The 15,343-nt window shown below is 71.7% G+C and carries 19 protein-coding genes and 1 tRNA gene; 14 read left to right on the forward strand and 6 right to left on the reverse strand.

Annotation, left to right across the window (positions count from 1 at the left end; all coding sequences use genetic code 11):
• The first annotated feature begins 37 nt into the window (after positions 1 to 37).
• Positions 38 to 484, forward strand: coding sequence for a molybdopterin-dependent oxidoreductase (locus ACZ4TG_RS04445; protein ID WP_468159839.1), 447 nt, complete (start codon positions 38 to 40; stop codon positions 482 to 484).
• Between the two features lie 37 nt (positions 485 to 521).
• On the opposite strand, the gene ACZ4TG_RS04450 is transcribed toward ACZ4TG_RS04445, so the two are convergent.
• Positions 522 to 941, reverse strand: coding sequence for a TOBE domain-containing protein (locus ACZ4TG_RS04450; protein WP_468159840.1), 420 nt, complete (start codon positions 939 to 941; stop codon positions 522 to 524).
• Between the two features lie 514 nt (positions 942 to 1,455).
• Here ACZ4TG_RS04450 and ACZ4TG_RS04455 point away from each other — a divergent pair.
• From ACZ4TG_RS04455 to ACZ4TG_RS04465, 3 genes are all read left to right on the forward strand, one after another.
• Positions 1,456 to 3,462 carry an RICIN domain-containing protein gene (locus ACZ4TG_RS04455; protein ID WP_468159841.1) on the forward strand — a complete coding sequence of 669 codons (2,007 nt, stop codon included), beginning with the start codon at positions 1,456 to 1,458 and terminating at the stop codon, positions 3,460 to 3,462.
• A gap of 122 nt (positions 3,463 to 3,584) precedes the next feature.
• Positions 3,585 to 4,250 carry a hypothetical protein gene (locus ACZ4TG_RS04460; protein ID WP_468159842.1) on the forward strand — a complete coding sequence of 222 codons (666 nt, stop codon included), beginning with the start codon at positions 3,585 to 3,587 and terminating at the stop codon, positions 4,248 to 4,250.
• A 119-nt stretch (positions 4,251 to 4,369) separates the two neighbouring features.
• A complete protein-coding gene (locus tag ACZ4TG_RS04465; protein WP_468159843.1) occupies positions 4,370 to 4,717 on the forward strand; it encodes a DoxX family protein in 348 nt (115 codons plus the stop codon).
• Positions 4,718 to 4,773: 56 nt separating this feature from the next.
• Here ACZ4TG_RS04465 and ACZ4TG_RS04470 read toward each other — a convergent pair whose 3' ends face one another.
• Positions 4,774 to 5,169, reverse strand: a complete 396-nt coding sequence (locus ACZ4TG_RS04470) for a VOC family protein (protein WP_468159844.1) — start codon at positions 5,167 to 5,169, stop codon at positions 4,774 to 4,776.
• Positions 5,170 to 5,305: 136 nt separating this feature from the next.
• Between ACZ4TG_RS04470 and ACZ4TG_RS04475 the strand changes: the two genes are divergently transcribed.
• The gene (locus tag ACZ4TG_RS04475) at positions 5,306 to 5,815 is read left to right on the forward strand and encodes a hypothetical protein (protein WP_468159845.1); all 510 of its coding nucleotides are present in this window, start codon (positions 5,306 to 5,308) and stop codon (positions 5,813 to 5,815) included.
• 44 nt (positions 5,816 to 5,859) lie between these two features.
• On the opposite strand, the gene ACZ4TG_RS04480 is transcribed toward ACZ4TG_RS04475, so the two are convergent.
• Positions 5,860 to 6,672: a VOC family protein gene (locus ACZ4TG_RS04480; protein ID WP_468159846.1), complete on the reverse strand. Its 813-nt coding sequence runs from the start codon at positions 6,670 to 6,672 to the stop codon at positions 5,860 to 5,862.
• A gap of 107 nt (positions 6,673 to 6,779) precedes the next feature.
• On the opposite strand from ACZ4TG_RS04480, the gene ACZ4TG_RS04485 reads away from it, so the two are divergent.
• Positions 6,780 to 7,418 carry an HhH-GPD-type base excision DNA repair protein gene (locus ACZ4TG_RS04485; RefSeq protein WP_468159847.1) on the forward strand — a complete coding sequence of 213 codons (639 nt, stop codon included), beginning with the start codon at positions 6,780 to 6,782 and terminating at the stop codon, positions 7,416 to 7,418.
• 70 nt (positions 7,419 to 7,488) lie between these two features.
• On the forward strand, positions 7,489 to 7,962 hold the full coding sequence (locus ACZ4TG_RS04490; RefSeq protein WP_468159848.1) for a cupin domain-containing protein: 474 nt from the start codon (positions 7,489 to 7,491) through the stop codon (positions 7,960 to 7,962).
• Here the strand turns inward: ACZ4TG_RS04490 and opcA are convergent.
• Positions 7,911 to 8,843, reverse strand: a complete 933-nt coding sequence (gene opcA / locus ACZ4TG_RS04495; protein ID WP_468159849.1) for a glucose-6-phosphate dehydrogenase assembly protein OpcA — start codon at positions 8,841 to 8,843, stop codon at positions 7,911 to 7,913. The genes ACZ4TG_RS04490 and opcA overlap by 52 nt on opposite strands.
• 121 nt (positions 8,844 to 8,964) lie before the next feature.
• Positions 8,965 to 10,545: a helicase HerA-like domain-containing protein gene (locus ACZ4TG_RS04500; protein WP_468159850.1), complete on the reverse strand. Its 1,581-nt coding sequence runs from the start codon at positions 10,543 to 10,545 to the stop codon at positions 8,965 to 8,967.
• A gap of 88 nt (positions 10,546 to 10,633) precedes the next feature.
• Here ACZ4TG_RS04500 and ACZ4TG_RS04505 point away from each other — a divergent pair, with 88 nt between their 5' ends.
• Complete coding sequence (locus tag ACZ4TG_RS04505; protein WP_008740979.1) at positions 10,634 to 10,930, forward strand: type II toxin-antitoxin system VapB family antitoxin; 297 nt, start codon at positions 10,634 to 10,636, stop codon at positions 10,928 to 10,930.
• Between the two features lie 103 nt (positions 10,931 to 11,033).
• Positions 11,034 to 11,660: a LytR C-terminal domain-containing protein gene (locus ACZ4TG_RS04510; protein ID WP_468160417.1), complete on the forward strand. Its 627-nt coding sequence runs from the start codon at positions 11,034 to 11,036 to the stop codon at positions 11,658 to 11,660.
• Between the two features lie 110 nt (positions 11,661 to 11,770).
• Here ACZ4TG_RS04510 and upp read toward each other — a convergent pair whose 3' ends face one another.
• Positions 11,771 to 12,406 (reverse strand): uracil phosphoribosyltransferase, encoded by a 636-nt coding sequence (upp, locus tag ACZ4TG_RS04515; RefSeq protein ID WP_403739308.1) that lies wholly within the window; start codon positions 12,404 to 12,406, stop codon positions 11,771 to 11,773.
• A 187-nt stretch (positions 12,407 to 12,593) separates the two neighbouring features.
• Here upp and ACZ4TG_RS04520 point away from each other — a divergent pair, with 187 nt between their 5' ends.
• From ACZ4TG_RS04520 to ACZ4TG_RS04540, 5 genes are all read left to right on the forward strand, one after another.
• Positions 12,594 to 13,538, forward strand: coding sequence for a universal stress protein (locus ACZ4TG_RS04520; RefSeq protein ID WP_468159851.1), 945 nt, complete (start codon positions 12,594 to 12,596; stop codon positions 13,536 to 13,538).
• A gap of 100 nt (positions 13,539 to 13,638) precedes the next feature.
• Positions 13,639 to 13,824, forward strand: coding sequence for a hypothetical protein (locus tag ACZ4TG_RS04525; RefSeq protein ID WP_468159852.1), 186 nt, complete (start codon positions 13,639 to 13,641; stop codon positions 13,822 to 13,824).
• A 303-nt stretch (positions 13,825 to 14,127) separates the two neighbouring features.
• Positions 14,128 to 14,676, forward strand: coding sequence for a tRNA adenosine deaminase-associated protein (locus tag ACZ4TG_RS04530; protein ID WP_468159853.1), 549 nt, complete (start codon positions 14,128 to 14,130; stop codon positions 14,674 to 14,676).
• Between the two features lie 65 nt (positions 14,677 to 14,741).
• Positions 14,742 to 15,170 carry a tRNA adenosine(34) deaminase TadA gene (gene tadA / locus ACZ4TG_RS04535; RefSeq protein WP_468160419.1) on the forward strand — a complete coding sequence of 143 codons (429 nt, stop codon included), beginning with the start codon at positions 14,742 to 14,744 and terminating at the stop codon, positions 15,168 to 15,170.
• A 59-nt stretch (positions 15,171 to 15,229) separates the two neighbouring features.
• Positions 15,230 to 15,316, forward strand: a tRNA-Ser gene (locus tag ACZ4TG_RS04540).
• Positions 15,317 to 15,343: the final 27 nt, after the last annotated feature.

The following is a 15,343-nucleotide window of genomic DNA, read 5'->3' on the forward strand; positions in this document are numbered from 1 at the left end:
AGGTTCCGGAATGGATGGCCCCGGGCATGACGTACGCATGGCCAAACTCATGCTGCACGGAGACCTGGACCACCCGGCGACCCTGAGCGTCGCGGACCTGCGGGACTGGGCACAGCACCGGGCCGCGGTCACCTTCGACTGTGCGACGAACGGTCCGCAGCACCACGTTTTCGAAGGCGCCTTGCTGCGCGACGTCGTCGCGGACGCGGGGCCCGCCTTCGACGCCCGGCGGCGCAAGGACCGCTCGCGCTTCCTGATCGCGGTGAGCGGCGGGGACGGACACCATAGCGTGCTGTCCTGGGCCGAGCTGGACGCCGACTTCGGCGCCAGCCCGGTGCTGCTGGCGACCCGCCTCGACGGGGAGGAGCTCGACGAGACGGGCAGTCAGCTGGTGGTCCCCTCGGACCGGTGCGGGGCGCGCTACGTCAGCGCGGTGACGCACGTGTGGTTCGGCGCGCTCTCGCCGCCGAGCCTGGGTCTCTGAGCGGGGTCCTGGACCCGGGCGAAGCTCCGGTCAGAGGTCAGGCGTTCGCCAGGCTGATCTCGGTGGACTTGATCAGCGCGACCACGGAGGAGCCGGCGGACAGGCCGAGCGCCTCGACGGCGTCCTTGGTGACGGCGGCGGTCAGGTGCCCGCCGTCGACGTCGACCTTGACGGAGGCCATGGCGCCGCCGGTGGCGATGCCGGTGACGGTGCCGGCGATCTGGTTGCGGATCGAGATCCCGTCGACGGATCCGGTGGCCAGGGCGACCTCGGTGGCCTTGACCAGGGCCTTCACTGCGGAACCCGCAGCGATGCCGAGGTCCTTGACGGCGTCGGTGGTGATGGCGGCCGTGATGTCCTGGCCGCCCTCCAGCCGGAGCTTGACCGTCGTCATCGCCTCGCCGGAGGTGACTGCGGTGACGGTGCCGGCGATCTGGTTGCGGATGCTCAGGCTCATGGGTGGTTCGACCTCTTACGTAGACACGTCGCGCGGAGCGGGCGGAACCGCACGCATCCGACCGTAGGCGCCTTCCCCCCGGCGCGCGTTCGACGCATCGCGGTCGCGGCTCCGAACCACCCGACCGGCGCGCTGCCGACGATCACTCACGGTTCGTGACGGGAGGAATTCAGCAGGTGATAATTAGATGAATCCCTGACTGAATTGTCGTCAACAGCCTTCCAGTTCTTATCTCGATTTGATAACGACGCATCCAAAAAGGCCTGGACCTTTCCACCCCTACGCGCGTAACTCCCGCGCTTTCAAAGCGAGTTGACAGTTCATCAAATCAAACCAGAAGGTAACGGTCTGATTTCTCGGGCCCAATTCCCGTTTGTCCGAATTCTCCATCTCGGCCTTCTGGCAGGCTTCCGCGCACCCACTCCCCACATCTGGACTTGAGGTGCGCATGACTAGACATAGAAGGCGTGAACACCGGCGCAAGCCGCGGCGGTTCATACTCTTCACCGCCGCCATGGCCACGGCGGCGGTGATCGCGGGAGGCATCGCCTACTCCGGCCTCGGCGACGACGCCCAGGCGACCACACCCGCACAGGCCGAAGCCCTCGGCGCGGAGACACCCGCACCGGCCGCCGCACCGGCCAGGGACGCCGAACCCGCCGCCATCAAGGGCACCCCGTCCAACGAGGACGGCCGCGGCATGGTCTACAACGGCCTCGAAGCCGCCCCGCAGGGCGACCGCTGCGTCGGCGTCTACCGCACGGGCGCCGGACACTGCACGCACGGACCCGACGCACCCCCCACGGGCGTCGACATCAAGAAGGACGTCGCCCCCGCCGTCAAGGCCACGGCCCCCGCGGCCGATCCGGCCCGCCCGGCCGCCGACGACCCGGCCCCCGCCGAGGGTGGCGGGCGTCCTCAGGACGCGCCCGCCGCCGACGCGCAGACCGCGAACTCCGCGGCCGCCGCCGCTCCCGCGCCCGCGCCGTCCGCCGGCAGCCAGGCCGTCGCTGCCGGGCCCGCCGGGCAGACCGTCCAGTGCGACGGTGACGGCAGCACCGGAAACCGCGTCCAGGTGGTCTACGTACACGGCCCCGACCGCGACCGGTACTCCGAATACGTGGCCTCGTTCCGCAAGTGGGCCGCCGACGCGGACCTCATCTACTCCGCGAGCGCCCAGGAGACCGGCGGCATCCGGCACATCCGCTACGTCACGGCCGCCGACTGCACGCCGACCGTGCTCAACATCGAGCTCCCGGCCGCCGCGCTCGGCGAGTTCAGCGCGAGCAACAACGCGCTCGCCGGCAAGGGCCTCGACCGCCGCGACCGCAAGTACATGATCTTCGCGGACACCCAGGTCTACTGCGGCATCGGCACCTTCAACGGCGACGAGCGGCCCGGCCAGAACAACCTGAGCAACTTCGGCCCCTCGTACGGCCGTACGGACTCCGGCTGCTGGGGCGGCCACACCGCCGCGCACGAACTGGGCCACAACCTCGGCGCGGTGAACAACAGCGCCCCCAACACCAGCCGCGGCGCGCACTGCACGGACGAGTGGGACGTCATGTGCTACTCGGACACCCCGTACTACCCGCAGATGCGCAACATCTGCACCAACAAGGCGTCCGAGAACATCCTGGACTGCAACCACGACGACTACTTCCACACCAGCCCCAAGGCGGGCAGCTACCTCGCCACGCACTGGAACATCGCGGACAACCAGTTCCTGATGCGCGCGAACGGCGGCGGCGGTACCGACCCCGGCCCCGGCCCGAACCCCAAGCCGACGCCCACGCCGTCCCCGAAGCCCACCCCGACCAAGAAGCCGACGGGCGGACCGACGGTCACGGCCGGGCAGATCCAGCCCGACTCCGTCGTGGTGAGCTGGCCCAAGGTCGAAGGCGCCGCCTGGTACCAGGTCCTGCTCAACGGCAAGCACCTCACCTGGGTCCAGTCCCAGACGCTGCGGATCTACAACCTCCGCCCCGGCACCGAGTACAAGGTCGCGGTCTCGGTGCGCGACGGCGCCGGCCGTGACAGCGGCGCCGGCCAGACCACGTCCTTCCGTACGACGAGCACGGGCGGCGGGGCCACCACCCCGAACACCCGCTACCTGCTCGGCAACGGCAGCACCGGCATGAACGCCGAACTGTGGGGCGGCCGCACCGCCGACGGGACCGTGCTCGTCGGGGCGCGGACCAACGGCTACGCCCAGCAGCAGTGGTACTTCGACGACGCGGGCGGCGGCCTCGTCCGGATCCGGTCCGCCGTCTCCGGCAAGTGCCTCCAGCCCGGCGGCGCGCCGGCCCCCGGCATGTGGGTCGCGCAGCAGCCCTGCGGGAACTCCGGCGCCCAGCAGTGGCGGCTGACCGTCCGCGGCAGCCAGGCGACCCTGACCGACCCGGGCGGCGGCTACGCCCTGACCCTGAGCAACCGGCCCTACTACGGGAACTGGCTGCTCGACCTCCAGCGCGCGGACGGCCGCGCGGCGCAGGCGTGGACGGTCCAGAAGGCCGCCTGACCAGGCCCGCACCACCCCTGCCGGGCTGACCGGCCCCAGTGAATCCCCCGGCGGACGGCCCCACCCCACGCGGGGCCGTCCGCCGGTCCCTCATCTCCTCCCAGCGCACCAGGAGCACCGCCATGCGCCGCACCAGACCCGCTCTCCTCTTCCTGTCCCTGCTCCTCTCCCAGGCGGCCGCCGTGCTCGTGCCCGCCGCCGCGCACGCCCACGGCGACACCGTGAAGGTGGTGGTCACCGGGCAGAAGGACGGGCACGTCACCACCGAGATCACCTGGGAGAACGACGGGGACCCCATCGAGGAGGCCGTCGCCGCGACGGTGAACGCGGCCAACCCCGACGGGTCCCGCACCCTGGGCCCCTGGCGGCTGGTCCGCGACCCGGGCACGCGTGCCGGCTGGTCCACGGCCGAGGTGCTGCCCCCGGGTGCCTGGAAGGTCAGCGTCGACGTGGGCTTCCCGAGCCTGGGCCACGGCGAGCGCGAGATCGCGGTCCCGGTGACGGACCCGGCCCCGTCGAGCGCCCCGTCCGCCTCGCCCGTCCCGCCGGCCTCTCCCGCCCCGGCCAACCCGGCCAACCCGGCCACCCCGGCCACCTCCGCCGGCCCGTCGGCGGCGGGTCCGTCCGCCCCTGCCGCGTCCACGCCCCGGACCCCGGACCGGGAGCAGGCGGCCGGGAAGAGCGACAGCGCCGTCTGGTGGACCACCGCGGGCGTCGCGTTCACCGCCCTCGCCGGCGCGGCCGTCGGCATCCTCCTGCGGCGGGCCCGGGCCCGGCGCCTGCGCTAGCCGCGCCGGAGGGCCCGGAAAAGTTTTTTCCCGGCTTCTGTCACACGGGTGGGATGCGGCGGGTCATGTCAGTGAACCCGCCGCAAGGGGCGGGCAGCGCTTGATGAGGAGCTCTTCTGATGAACACCGCCGCCACCGTCGTCGCCGTCGTCGCCGCCGCCATGTCGGGCTTCTCGGGGTACTCGCTGCTCTCGCGGGCCAAGTGGGTCGTGGAGGCCATGGAGGAGTACCGCGTCCCGAAGGCCTGGTGGACCCCGCTCGGCGCCGCCAAGGCCCTGGGCGCGATCGGCCTGATCGTGGGCCTGTTCGTCCCCGTCATCGGCATCGCCGCCGGGATTGGACTGGTCCTGTACTACCTCGGCGCCGTCGTCACCGTGATCAAGGCCCGCTCGTACGCCCACATCCCCTTCCCGGTCATCTACCTGGCCCCCGTCGCCGCCGCCTTCGCCCTCGGCTACGCGCTCTGAGCGACGGGGCGACGTACATGGGTACGGCCCGAACCGATTGCCTCTGCAAGGGCTGCTCAGCCCGCGCCGCCTGAGACGACCCAGTCCTTCTGGATCACCGAGAGGACGTTGCCCGCCGGGTCCTTGAACCAGGCGATCCCGGGGCCCTCGCCGCGGGCGATGCCCTTGTCGTCCTGGCCGAAGCCCTCGTACCGCTCGAAGGTCACGCCGCGCTCCACGAGCCCGTCGACGGCCTGGTCGAGGTCGTCCACCGGGAAGTTCAGGACGGTGAAAGTCGCCGCCTGGTGGTTATCCTTGGGGTACACCAACACCTTGTTGTCCCCGGCGAGATCCAGGAACAACATGCCCTGGTCCCCGGAGACCCGCAGTCCGAGCGTCCGGCCGTAGAAGTCCCTCGCCGCCTCGATGCTGTCCACCGAGAAGCCACTGAATGCCCTGCTGTTACCCAGCATGATCGTCGCCCTCCGTTCGCCTTCAATTGTCCTCCCGACGGCTTGCCGGGGCATCCGGGAACCACTTCTGCCGGGCGGCCAGTTGTGACTGCGTAACGCACATCGCAGACCGCAGAACGCAGCGAAGGACCCCGCCATGCACGACGCAGCCCGCCCCCTCGAGGACACCCGCTTCGGCAAGATCGCCGTCCGCTTCGACGGCCAGGACCGCCTGGAGGTCGAAGGCGAGGCCGTCCCCCCGGTGACCCTGGTGCGCGACCCCGGAGCCGAGGCCGATCCGCAGATCGCCATAGGCACCCGCGACCCGGCCCGGCTCACGCTGACGATCGACGGCCAGGAGGCCGCGCTCACCCCGGCGGAAGGCCGTCTGACCAGGAACTCCTACCGGGTCGACGTCGAGTACGCCGGCGCCCGCTACCGCCTGGTCCCGGACTCCGTCCCCAGCAGCCGGCTGACCCGCGACGGCACGCACCTGGGGGACTTCTCCTGCGACGGCGACGCGCTGGTCATCGCGGAGTGGCGGGAGGGCGCCGAGATCCGTCCCGTCGACGCCTCCGTGGGGTACGCCCTGGCCGCGGCCTTCGGCACGGGCGCCCAGCCCATGTGGATGATGATCGTCGACGGAGTGACCAGCGCCCTTCCGTAGCCGCACGGCGGGACCGCTCCCCGGGCCCCGCCGCGCGCCCGGGACTACTCGAACTTCGGCATCTCCCCGACCGTCGTCGACAGGTCGATCACCGCGAAGGCCGCCCCCTGCGGGTCCGCCACCGCGGCGAACCGCCCGAACGGGCTGTCCATCGGCCCGAAGTGCAGCTTCCCGCCGTGCTTCTTGGTCTTGGCCACCGCCTCGTCGCAGTCCGGGACCGCGAAGTACACCTGGACGTACGAGGGGATCTCGGGCGGGAACTCCTCGCCCATGTTCATCCGGCCCATCACCGGGTTCTCCGGGCCGCCCGCGCTGTAGACCTTGTAGTCCATCCCTGCGCTCTCGGGGCTGTCGCCCATGTCCATCTTCTGCGTCCCGTACGGGAAGACCTTGGGCAGGAAGCCGTCCACCTTGCCCACGTCCCGCGAGAAGATCTCCGCCCAGGCGTACGCGCCCGTCTCCCCCAGCTTCTCGAAGCCCTTGTGGTCTCCCGGCTGCCAGACGCCGAAGACCGCGCCGCTCGGCTCCTTCGCGATCAGCATCGTGCCGAAGGAGCCGACCTGCATCGGCTCCATCATCAGTTCCCCGCCCGCCGACTTGATCTTCTCGGCCGTCGCGGCCGCGTCCGACGAGGCGAGGTACAGACACCACTGCGAGGGGGCGTCGCCGCCCGGCATCGGCGGGACGACGGCCGCGACCGCCTTGCCGTCCGAGTAGGCCTGCGTGTAGTTGCCGTACTCACTGCTCGACTCACCGAAGGTCCAGCCCAGCACGTCCGCGTAGAAAGTCTTCGCGCCCTCCACATCGGTGAACATCGCGTCCACCCAGCAAGGGGCGCCATCCGGGAACTCAGCCATGATCGATCGACTCCTGTGTCGTGTACGACGTGACCCGTCTCGGTCACACGCTAGGCCGCCGGAGTGCCGCCCGCGCGCGGAAGGCGAGCACGGGGGAGGCTGGAGTCATGGACAAGGAGATCACCATCCGGCTGGCCCAGCAGCCCGAGGCCGACGCCCTGCTCGGCCGGAGCCCGCTCGCCGCGCTGGTCGGGATGCTGCTCGACCAGCAGGTACCGATGGAATGGGCGTTCTCGGGGCCGTACACGATCGCCCGGCGGCTCGGCGCGGACGACCTCGACGCGCACGCGATCGCCGCGTACGGGCCGGAGGCCTTCGCGGGACTGCTCAGCGAGAAGCCCGCCGTGCACCGCTACCCGGCGGCCATGGCGAAGCGGATCCAGCAGCTGTGCGCGTACCTGGTGGAGCACTACGGCGGGGACGCCGAGGCGGTCTGGCGGGATGCGGAAACCGGCGCCGAGCTGCTCACGCGCCTCAAGGAGCTGCCCGGCTTCGGGGAGCAGAAGGCCCAGATCTTCCTGGCCCTGCTGGGGAAGCGGTTCGGCGTCCGCCCCGAGGGCTGGCGGGAGGCGGCCGGCGGGTACGGCCTGCCCGACGTCTACCGCTCGGCGGCCGACATCACGGGGCCGGAGTCCCTGGCGAAGGTGCGGGCGTACAAGCAGGAGCACAAGGCCGCCGCGAAAGCCGCCGCGAAGGCGCCGAAGACCACCGGCGCGACGGGTACGCGGAAGGCCACGAAGGCCTAGCAGATGCCGAGTTGACGGACCGTGGGCCCCGGCCGGGAACGGCGGGACCCGCGCTCCTAGGATCAGCCGCATGACCGAGAACCTCACCCGCGCCGCGACCGCCGAGACCATCACGGATGGCCCCGGCAGCGTCATCACGCTCCTCACCGACACCGCCGAACTCACCTGCAACACCGCGAGCTTCGAAGTGGGAGCGGCCGGGGCCCCGGTGCACTTCCACACCAAGGCGACCGAGTTCTTCCACGTCACCGACGGGGAGCTCGACGTACTGGTCGGCGACGAGATCCACACCCTCACCAAGGGTGACTTCATCAGCGTCCCGCCCGGTGTGAAGCACGCCTTCGCCCCGGCGGCCGGCCGGACCGCCGAGGTGTTCGTCGGCTTCACCCCCGGCATGGCGCGCTTCGACTACTACCGCCTGCTCGGCCGGGTGCGCGCGGGCGAGGCCACCGTGCAGGACATCATCGACAGCCAGCCGGTGTACGACAACCACTACGCGGAGAGCGAGGCCTGGGCCGGCCGCCCGCGCAGCGCCGAGGCGTAGACCTCGTCGGCGTCGAGGCGCCGCAGCTCCTCCGCCAACAGTTCGGCGAGGCTGCGGACCTTGAGGGCGACCTTGCGGTCGGGCCACCCCGGCAGGACCAGGGTGGCCAGCACCCCTTCGGGCCGGTCCAGCCGGATCTCGCCGCCGGTGGTCTCCAGGCGGACCCGGGTGATGACGGGCCCGTCGGTGGTCACCCGCTCCACGGGCACCCGGAGCCGGCCCTCCAGCCAGCGCGCCAGCAGCTCGGCGCTCGCGTTGTCGGCCTCGCTCTCGACCGCCGCTCCCGTCAGCGGCAGCGGCTTCTGGTCCAGGGCGGCGGCCAGCAGCGAGCGCCACGGCGTCAGCCGGGTCCATGCCAGGTCGGTGTCGCCGGGGGCGTACGAGGCCGCGCGCGCGTCCAGCACCCCGACCGGGTCCGCCGCCGCCTGGGCGTCGGTGATCCGCCGCTGCGCCAGGGCGCCCAGCGGGTCCCGGGCCGGGTCGGCGGGGGCCTCGGCCGGCCACCAGGTCACCACCGGCGCGTCCGGCACCAGCAGCGGCAGGACCACCGGACCGGCGTGCTCGGTGAGCTCGCCGTACAGCCGGAGCAGGACGATCTCGCCGGACCCGGCGTCGGAGCCGACCCTGAGCTCGGCGTCCAGCCGGGTCTGGCGCAGCTTGCGCGGGCCGCGCGCGGTCCGCTTGATCACCGCGATGATGCGGCAGGGATGCTCGCGGGAGGCCTCGGAGGCCGCGCGTACGGCGTCGTACGCGTTCTCCTCGTCGGTGACCACGACGAGCGTCAGCACCAGCCCCAGGGCTGGGGTGCCGACGGCCCGGCGGGCTTCGAGCAGAGCCCGGTCGATCTTGCTGGACGTGGTGTCGGTGAGTTCGGTCCGCATACCCCGAGTCTGTCAGCGTCGGCCTCGTCCGCGGCAACCGGTTCGCTTGATTTCCCCTCGACCTGGTCCTCGACCCGGTCCTCGACCCGGTCCTCGACCCGGTCCTCGGCGGAGCCCCCGGCTACCTGCGCCGGCGGGCCGTGCCGAAGATCGACCGGGAGATCTCGCGGCCCAGCTGGGTGCCGATGGAGCGGGCCAGCGAGCGGAAGATTCCGCTGCCCACGACCTGTTCGGCCAGCGAGGGGTCCGGCTTGGGCGCGCTGCGGGCCGTCTTCGCGGCCTCCTTGGCCTGCTTCTCGGCCGCCGCCGCGGCGGCCGCCGCCTCCGCCTCGGCCTCGGCGGCCGCCTGTTCGGCGCTGATCTTCTCGTACGCGGACTCGCGGTCGACCGGCTCGGCGTAGCGGGAGTAGAGCAGGGAGCCCTTCACGGCCCGGTCCAGGGCTGCCGCGTCGATGGGGCCCATCAGGGACTGCGGGGCGCGCAGCCGGGTCGCCGCGACCGGGGTGGGGGCGCCGTTCTCGCTGAGGACGGTGATGACGGCCTCGCCGGTGCCCAGTTGGGTGAGGAGCTCCTCCAGGTCGTACTCGGAGTTCGGGAAGGTCTTCACGGTCGCCTTCAGCGCCTTCGCGTCGTCCGGGGTGAAGGCGCGCAGCGCGTGCTGCACCCGGTTGCCGAGCTGGGCCAGCACGTCGGCCGGTACGTCCTTCGGGGTCTGGGTCACGAAGAAGACGCCGATCCCCTTCGACCGGATGAGCCGCACGGTCTGGGTGATGGACTCCAGGAAGGCCTTCGAGGCGCCGTTGAAGAGCAGGTGCGCCTCGTCGAAGAAGAAGACGAGTTTCGGCCGGTCCAGGTCCCCGACTTCCGGCAGGTCCGTGTAGAGATCGGCGAGCAGCCACATCAGGAAGGTGGAGAAGAGCTGGGGTTTGTCCTGCACCGCGGGGAGTTCCAGTACGGAGACAAGACCGCGCCCGTCCGCGGCCGTCCGGAGGAATTCGCCGGTGTCGAATTCCGGTTCTCCGAAGAACTCCGCGGCACCCTGCTGTTCGAATGCGGTGAGTGCCCGGAGAATCACCCCGGCGGTCACCGTGGAAAGTCCTCCGATGCCTTTGAGCTCCGCCTTTCCCTTGTCGGAGACGAGGAAGGCGACCACCGCCCGCAGGTCCTTGAGGTCGATCAGCTCCAGGCCCTTGGAATCGGCGTAGTGGAAGATCAGCCCCAGGGACTGCTCCTGGGTCTGGTTGAGCTGGAGCACCTTCGACATCAGCACGGGGCCGAAACTCGTCACCGTCGCCCGGAGCGGAATGCCGGGGCCGATCCCGCCCAGCGAGTAGAACTCGCTGGGGAATCCGGTGCCCGACCAGTCCTGGGCCACGTCCCGGGCCCGCTCCTCGACCTTCGCGTTGGCCGTGCCCGGCGCCGAGATACCGGAGACGTCGCCCTTGATGTCGGCGAGGAAGACCGGCACGCCGTTCGCCGACAGCTGCTCGGCGATGAGCTGGAGGGTCTTGGTCTTGCCGGTGCCCGTGGCGCCCGCGACCAGGCCGTGCCGGTTCAGCATCGAGAGCGGGACACGGATCTGGAGGTCCGGCCGGCACTGCCCGTCCCAGAGCAGCGCCCCCAGGTCGAGCGCGGGTCCGGTGAAGGCGTACCCGGCGGCGATCCGGCCTGCCGGGGACGCGGGGTCGGTGCTCTCGCTCATGCATCACTCCCGAAATAGCCCCGAGTGACACTTTTGCACCAACGCCGCGAGGCTGCGCCCGCAGGCACCGGCCCGGTAGGCTTTCCGTGTGATCTTCAAGCGCATCGGAAGCGGGCGGCCGTACCCCGACCACGGCAGGGAAACCACCCGGCAGTGGGCGGACGTCGCCCCGCGCCCGGTCCGGCTCGACCAGCTCGTGACCACCAAGGGACAGCTCGACCTCGAAACGCTGCTCGCCGAGGACTCCACCTTCTACGGAGACCTCTTCGCGCACGTCGTGAAGTGGCAGGGCGACCTGTACCTGGAGGACGGGCTGCACCGCGCCGTGCGCGCGGCCCTCCAGCAGCGCCAGGTGCTGCACGCACGCGTCCTCGAGATGGACTGATTGCGCCTTTCGGGTCTGCCTTACCCGATCAACAGATCATTTAGTAGGCATCGTTCCGGTACGGCACTACGCTGCGCCCATGAGCATGCTCACTCCCCCCGGCATGGGCGGAAAGTACCGCGTAACGGGAGCTGCCTTCCCCCGCATGAGCCGTCCCCGGCGACGCCGCCGGATCGTGCTCGCCCTGCTCGGATCCGTCCTCGCACTGGCCCTGCTCGGATTCGGGGCATTGCAGCTCATCGACGTGTTCCGAGGCGACAGCGGCAAGAAGACGGCCGCGGCGGCCAAGGACTGTCCCACCGGGGCGCCCGGCAAGGCGGGCCCGGCGGCGGCGGCCTCGCCCAAACCCGCGGTCGTGCTCCCCCAGCCGGACCAGATCACGGTCAACGTCTACAACGCGACGCCCCGGGCGGGCCTCGCCAAGCTCGTCGGCGACGAGCTGAAGAAACGCGGCTTCGCCGTCGGCCAGGTCGGCAACGCCCCCGCCGACTTCGACAAGAAGGTCCCCGGCACGGGGATACTGCTGGGCTCGCCCACCACCGACAAGGCCGCGTACTCCGTGCTCGGCGCCCAGCTGCCCGGGACCACCCTGCAGAACGACGCCCGCGACGGCGCGGACATCGACCTGATCCTCGGTGACGCCTTCAAGGAGCTCAGCACGAAGCAGGACGCGGACAAGGCGCTGGCCGCACTGGCCAACCCCGAGCCCGCGCCCGTCAAGAAATGCTGACCCCCCGGGCCTGACCCCCGGGCCTGACCCCACCCAGGCCCCTCAAGGCCCCCCGAGCCCCTCAAGGCCCTCAAGGCCGGCCCTGAGGGGGTGCTGATCGTCGGGCTCGGCTACTCGGCCGAGCCGTACATGCGGTCGCCCGCGTCGCCCAGGCCCGGCACGATGTAGCCGTGCTCGTTGAGCCGCTCGTCCACTGCGGCCGTCACCACCGTCACCGGCGTGCCCGCGAGGTCTCGCTCCATGACCTCGACGCCCTCGGGCGCGGCCAGCAGCACCACGGCGGTGACGTCGTCGGCGCCGCGCTTGATGAGCTCCTGGATCGCCGCGACCAGCGTGCCGCCGGTGGCCAGCATCGGGTCGACCACGTACACCTGGCGGCCCGAGAGGTCCTCCGGCATGCGCGTCGCGTACGTGGAGGCCTCCAGGGTCTCCTCGTTGCGGACCATGCCCATGAAGCCCACCTCGGCGGTCGGCAGCAGCCGCATCATGCCGTCGAGCATGCCGAGACCGGCGCGCAGGATCGGCACGACCAGCGGGCGCGGGTACGACAGCTTCACACCGGTGGTCGGGCCGACCGGGGTGACGATGTCGGCCTGCTCGGTACGCACGTCGCGCGTGGCCTCGTACGCGAGGAGGGTCACCAGCTCGTCGGCCAGCCGACGGAAGGTGGGGGAGTCGGTGCGCTTGTCGCGCAGGGTGGTGAGCTTGTGCGCGACCAAGGGGTGATCGACGACCTGCAAACGCACTGCATCCTCCAAGACTCAGCTGCCGCCAGCTGCCGGGTTTCGACCTGCGACCTGCGAAAACGGCCGCGATGTGCGACCCACACCCAAAAGGCTACGCGGTGGGAGGACCGCTCCGCGTCCGAAGCGGCGACCCGGGGCGCACGGGCCCGGAGATGCGCCCCGCCCGGCCGCCCAGCACCCTTGACTGGTGAGCAACGCACTGGTGATCGCGGCCGTCGACGGATCCGAGCACAGCCTCAGGGCACTGGAGTGGGCCCGGACCGCGGCGCTCCTGCGCGGCGCCGGGCTCATGGTCGCCCATGTGCTGCCGGACAGTGCCCAGTTGTACGCGGGGCGCCGCTCCGCCCTGCACGACCCCTCCGAACCGGATGAGTACGCCGACCCGGTGAGCGGGCGCGTCGAGCGCATCCTCGCCGCCGCCCCCGAGCTGCCCGACGAGGTCCGCTACGAGGCCCTGGAGGGCTCCGTACCCGAGGCGCTGCGGGCCGTCGCCGGCGAGTCGGAGCCCCTGATGCTGGTGATGGGGTCCCGGGGGCGCGGCGGTTTCGCCGCCCTGCTGCTCGGGTCCAGCAGCCGGGCCGTGGCCTCCACCGCGACCTGCCCGGTGGTGGTGGTTCCGCACGCGGGGCGCTCGGTGGTGGCGGACTCGGAGCCCTCGGCCGGCCGGGTCGTGGTCGGGCTGCACGCCTCGGAGACCCCCGACGACGTACTGGCCTTCGCGTTCGCGGAGGCCGCCGCGCGGGGGGCCACCGTCCAGGTGGTCTCCGCGTACGCCGTCCCGCCCTCGACGATGATCGAGGCCGACACCCCCTTCGCGGTGATCCCGCCGGAGGGTCTGGCCGACGGCGGGGACGGGGTGCCGGCGGAGCGGGAGATGCTGCGGTCCCAGACGGAGCGCCTGGCACCCTTGCGGGTCCGCTTCCCCCGGGTGCCGGTGGAGCAGGCCGCCCTGCCCGGGGAGGCCGCGGGGCGGCTCGTGGCCGCGTCCCGGTCGGCCGCGCTGGTCGTGGTGGGCCGCCACCACCCCCGGCGCAGCGTGGGGCCGCTGATGATCGGGTCCGTGGCGCACGCGGTGCTGCACCACGCGCACGGCCCGGTGGCGGTGGTCCCGACGCTGACGGAAGACGCCTGAGCTGCGAAGACCTGGCACGGGGGTGGCATCAACCGGGCCCTGCCGGGGAAGGTGGGTGCGGGGGGCGAGGACGACCGGACCAGCAGCCGGGGTGGTGCCCATGCCAGAAGCAGAACCGAGCGCGGAGAGCGGAGAACCCGAATCGGCGGCGCAGCGCAGAGCGCGGCGCGCCCAGTTCCTGCGCGACCTGAACGAAGCCCGCGAGCTCCGCGACCGCGTCCAGCCCCGCCGCGCCCGCGCTGCCCGCATGCGCCAGCAGATGCGCATGCGCACGTTCCGTTGGTGACCCGCGCCGCCGGGCGACCCGCGCCGCACCGCCCCCGCCGCGCCCGGCACCGCGCGGGTTCACAGGCGCTCGGGGCACGGGTGCCGGGGGGCCGCGACGCGCCCGGCACGGGCCCCTCCGGCCCGGACGCCCGGCGGCGGCGCCCCGACGCGACACGGCCGAAGACCTCTCGCAATGCCGCCGTTTCTGCCACGATGCCGATTGGGCGGGGGACGAAACGGTGAGCAGCACGACCGTTCCACCCCCATCCTCCGGCCGGGGGGACCTCCAACCGGCACGCCTATGACCAGTGGGAGAGTCACGGTGTATTTCGCCGCACTGCTCGCGCGCACCGAAGACGGGTGGGAAGCGAGCGACATGGAACTCGACGACGTCGAGTCCCTCAGTGATCTGATCGATCTCGCCCGTTCCGCCGCTGTCGACGACGACACGGTGGTCGCCCTCATCGAGCAGGAGGACGCCTGGTTCGGCGTCGTCCGCGTGGACGGCGAGGAGGACCCTCGGTACTTCGTATCGAACGCCTCCGCCGCCGACCGCAGCTCCTACGGCTCGATGCTGACCAAAGAGCTGCTGGGCAGCGACGAGGAGGACGACGAACTCGACGAACTCGACCTGGACGGCACCGAGGACGGCGAGGAAGACCGCATCGCCGCGTTCACGGACGAGGACGACGACGCGGACGACGAGCTCGGAACCGGCGCGGATCCGGTACCGGCCGGTCCGCTCGGCGACCCCCGGCTGCTGGACGACCTCGGGGTGAGTCACAAGCAACTGATGACCCTGGACGGGGACGCACTCTCGGAGATCGCCGATTCCCTCGGCGCCACCGAGGTCCTGGAGGCCGTCCGCTAGTGATCGGCGAGCACGACACGCACCACCCCGGTCCCGACCCCGTACGGGACCCCTGGCGGGACTCCATGCGCCTGGCGCTCCAGGAGGCCGCCCGAGCGGTGCCGGCCGGCGACGTGCCGGTCGGCGCCGTGGTGCTCGGCCCGGCGGGAGAGGTCCTCGCGACCGGGTACAACGAGCGCGAGGCCACCGGGGACCCCACGGCGCACGCCGAGGTACTGGCGCTGCGCCGGGCCGCCGCCGAGCTCGGGGAATGGCGGCTCCCGGGGTGCACCCTGGTGGTGACCCTGGAGCCGTGCGTGATGTGCGCGGGCGCGCTCGTGCAGTCCCGCGTGGCCCGGGTCGTCTACGGCGCGGGGGACGAGAAGGCGGGCGCGGCGGGGTCGCTCTGGGACCTCGTACGGGACCGCAGGCTCAACCACCGGCCGGAGGTGATCCGCGGGGTGCTCGCGGAGGAGTGCGCCCGGCAGCTGACGGACTTCTTCCGCGACCTGTGACGCGGGTCGCTCGGATACGGATTTCAGAGCACGGCGTTCTTTGGGCTAAGCTCTCTCTCGGTAGCGTGTCCGAGCGGCCGAAGGAGCACGCCTCGAAAGCGTGTGATGGTGCAAGCTATCCGTGGGTTCAAATCCCACCGCTACCGCTCTGATCGAGAGCCCCGCCCCGCAAG

This window comes from Streptomyces sp. NPDC028314 (assembly GCF_055565795.1).

Coding starts and splice junctions, on each gene's coding strand:
- opcA (WP_468159849.1), bottom strand. CDS start 8,843: ATGCGGACCGAACTCACCGACACCACGTCCAGCAAGATCGACCGGGCT.
- ACZ4TG_RS04510 (WP_468160417.1), top strand. CDS start 11,034: ATGGGCGGAAAGTACCGCGTAACGGGAGCTGCCTTCCCCCGCATGAGC.
- ACZ4TG_RS04445 (WP_468159839.1), top strand. CDS start 38: ATGGCCAAACTCATGCTGCACGGAGACCTGGACCACCCGGCGACCCTG.
- ACZ4TG_RS04480 (WP_468159846.1), bottom strand. CDS start 6,672: ATGGCTGAGTTCCCGGATGGCGCCCCTTGCTGGGTGGACGCGATGTTC.
- ACZ4TG_RS04455 (WP_468159841.1), top strand. CDS start 1,456: ATGGCCACGGCGGCGGTGATCGCGGGAGGCATCGCCTACTCCGGCCTC.
- ACZ4TG_RS04470 (WP_468159844.1), bottom strand. CDS start 5,169: ATGCTGGGTAACAGCAGGGCATTCAGTGGCTTCTCGGTGGACAGCATC.
- ACZ4TG_RS04460 (WP_468159842.1), top strand. CDS start 3,585: ATGCGCCGCACCAGACCCGCTCTCCTCTTCCTGTCCCTGCTCCTCTCC.
- tadA (WP_468160419.1), top strand. CDS start 14,742: ATGCGCCTGGCGCTCCAGGAGGCCGCCCGAGCGGTGCCGGCCGGCGAC.
- ACZ4TG_RS04465 (WP_468159843.1), top strand. CDS start 4,370: ATGAACACCGCCGCCACCGTCGTCGCCGTCGTCGCCGCCGCCATGTCG.
- ACZ4TG_RS04500 (WP_468159850.1), bottom strand. CDS start 10,545: ATGAGCGAGAGCACCGACCCCGCGTCCCCGGCAGGCCGGATCGCCGCC.
- ACZ4TG_RS04485 (WP_468159847.1), top strand. CDS start 6,780: ATGGACAAGGAGATCACCATCCGGCTGGCCCAGCAGCCCGAGGCCGAC.
- ACZ4TG_RS04450 (WP_468159840.1), bottom strand. CDS start 941: ATGAGCCTGAGCATCCGCAACCAGATCGCCGGCACCGTCACCGCAGTC.
- ACZ4TG_RS04490 (WP_468159848.1), top strand. CDS start 7,489: ATGACCGAGAACCTCACCCGCGCCGCGACCGCCGAGACCATCACGGAT.
- ACZ4TG_RS04525 (WP_468159852.1), top strand. CDS start 13,639: ATGCCAGAAGCAGAACCGAGCGCGGAGAGCGGAGAACCCGAATCGGCG.
- ACZ4TG_RS04475 (WP_468159845.1), top strand. CDS start 5,306: ATGCACGACGCAGCCCGCCCCCTCGAGGACACCCGCTTCGGCAAGATC.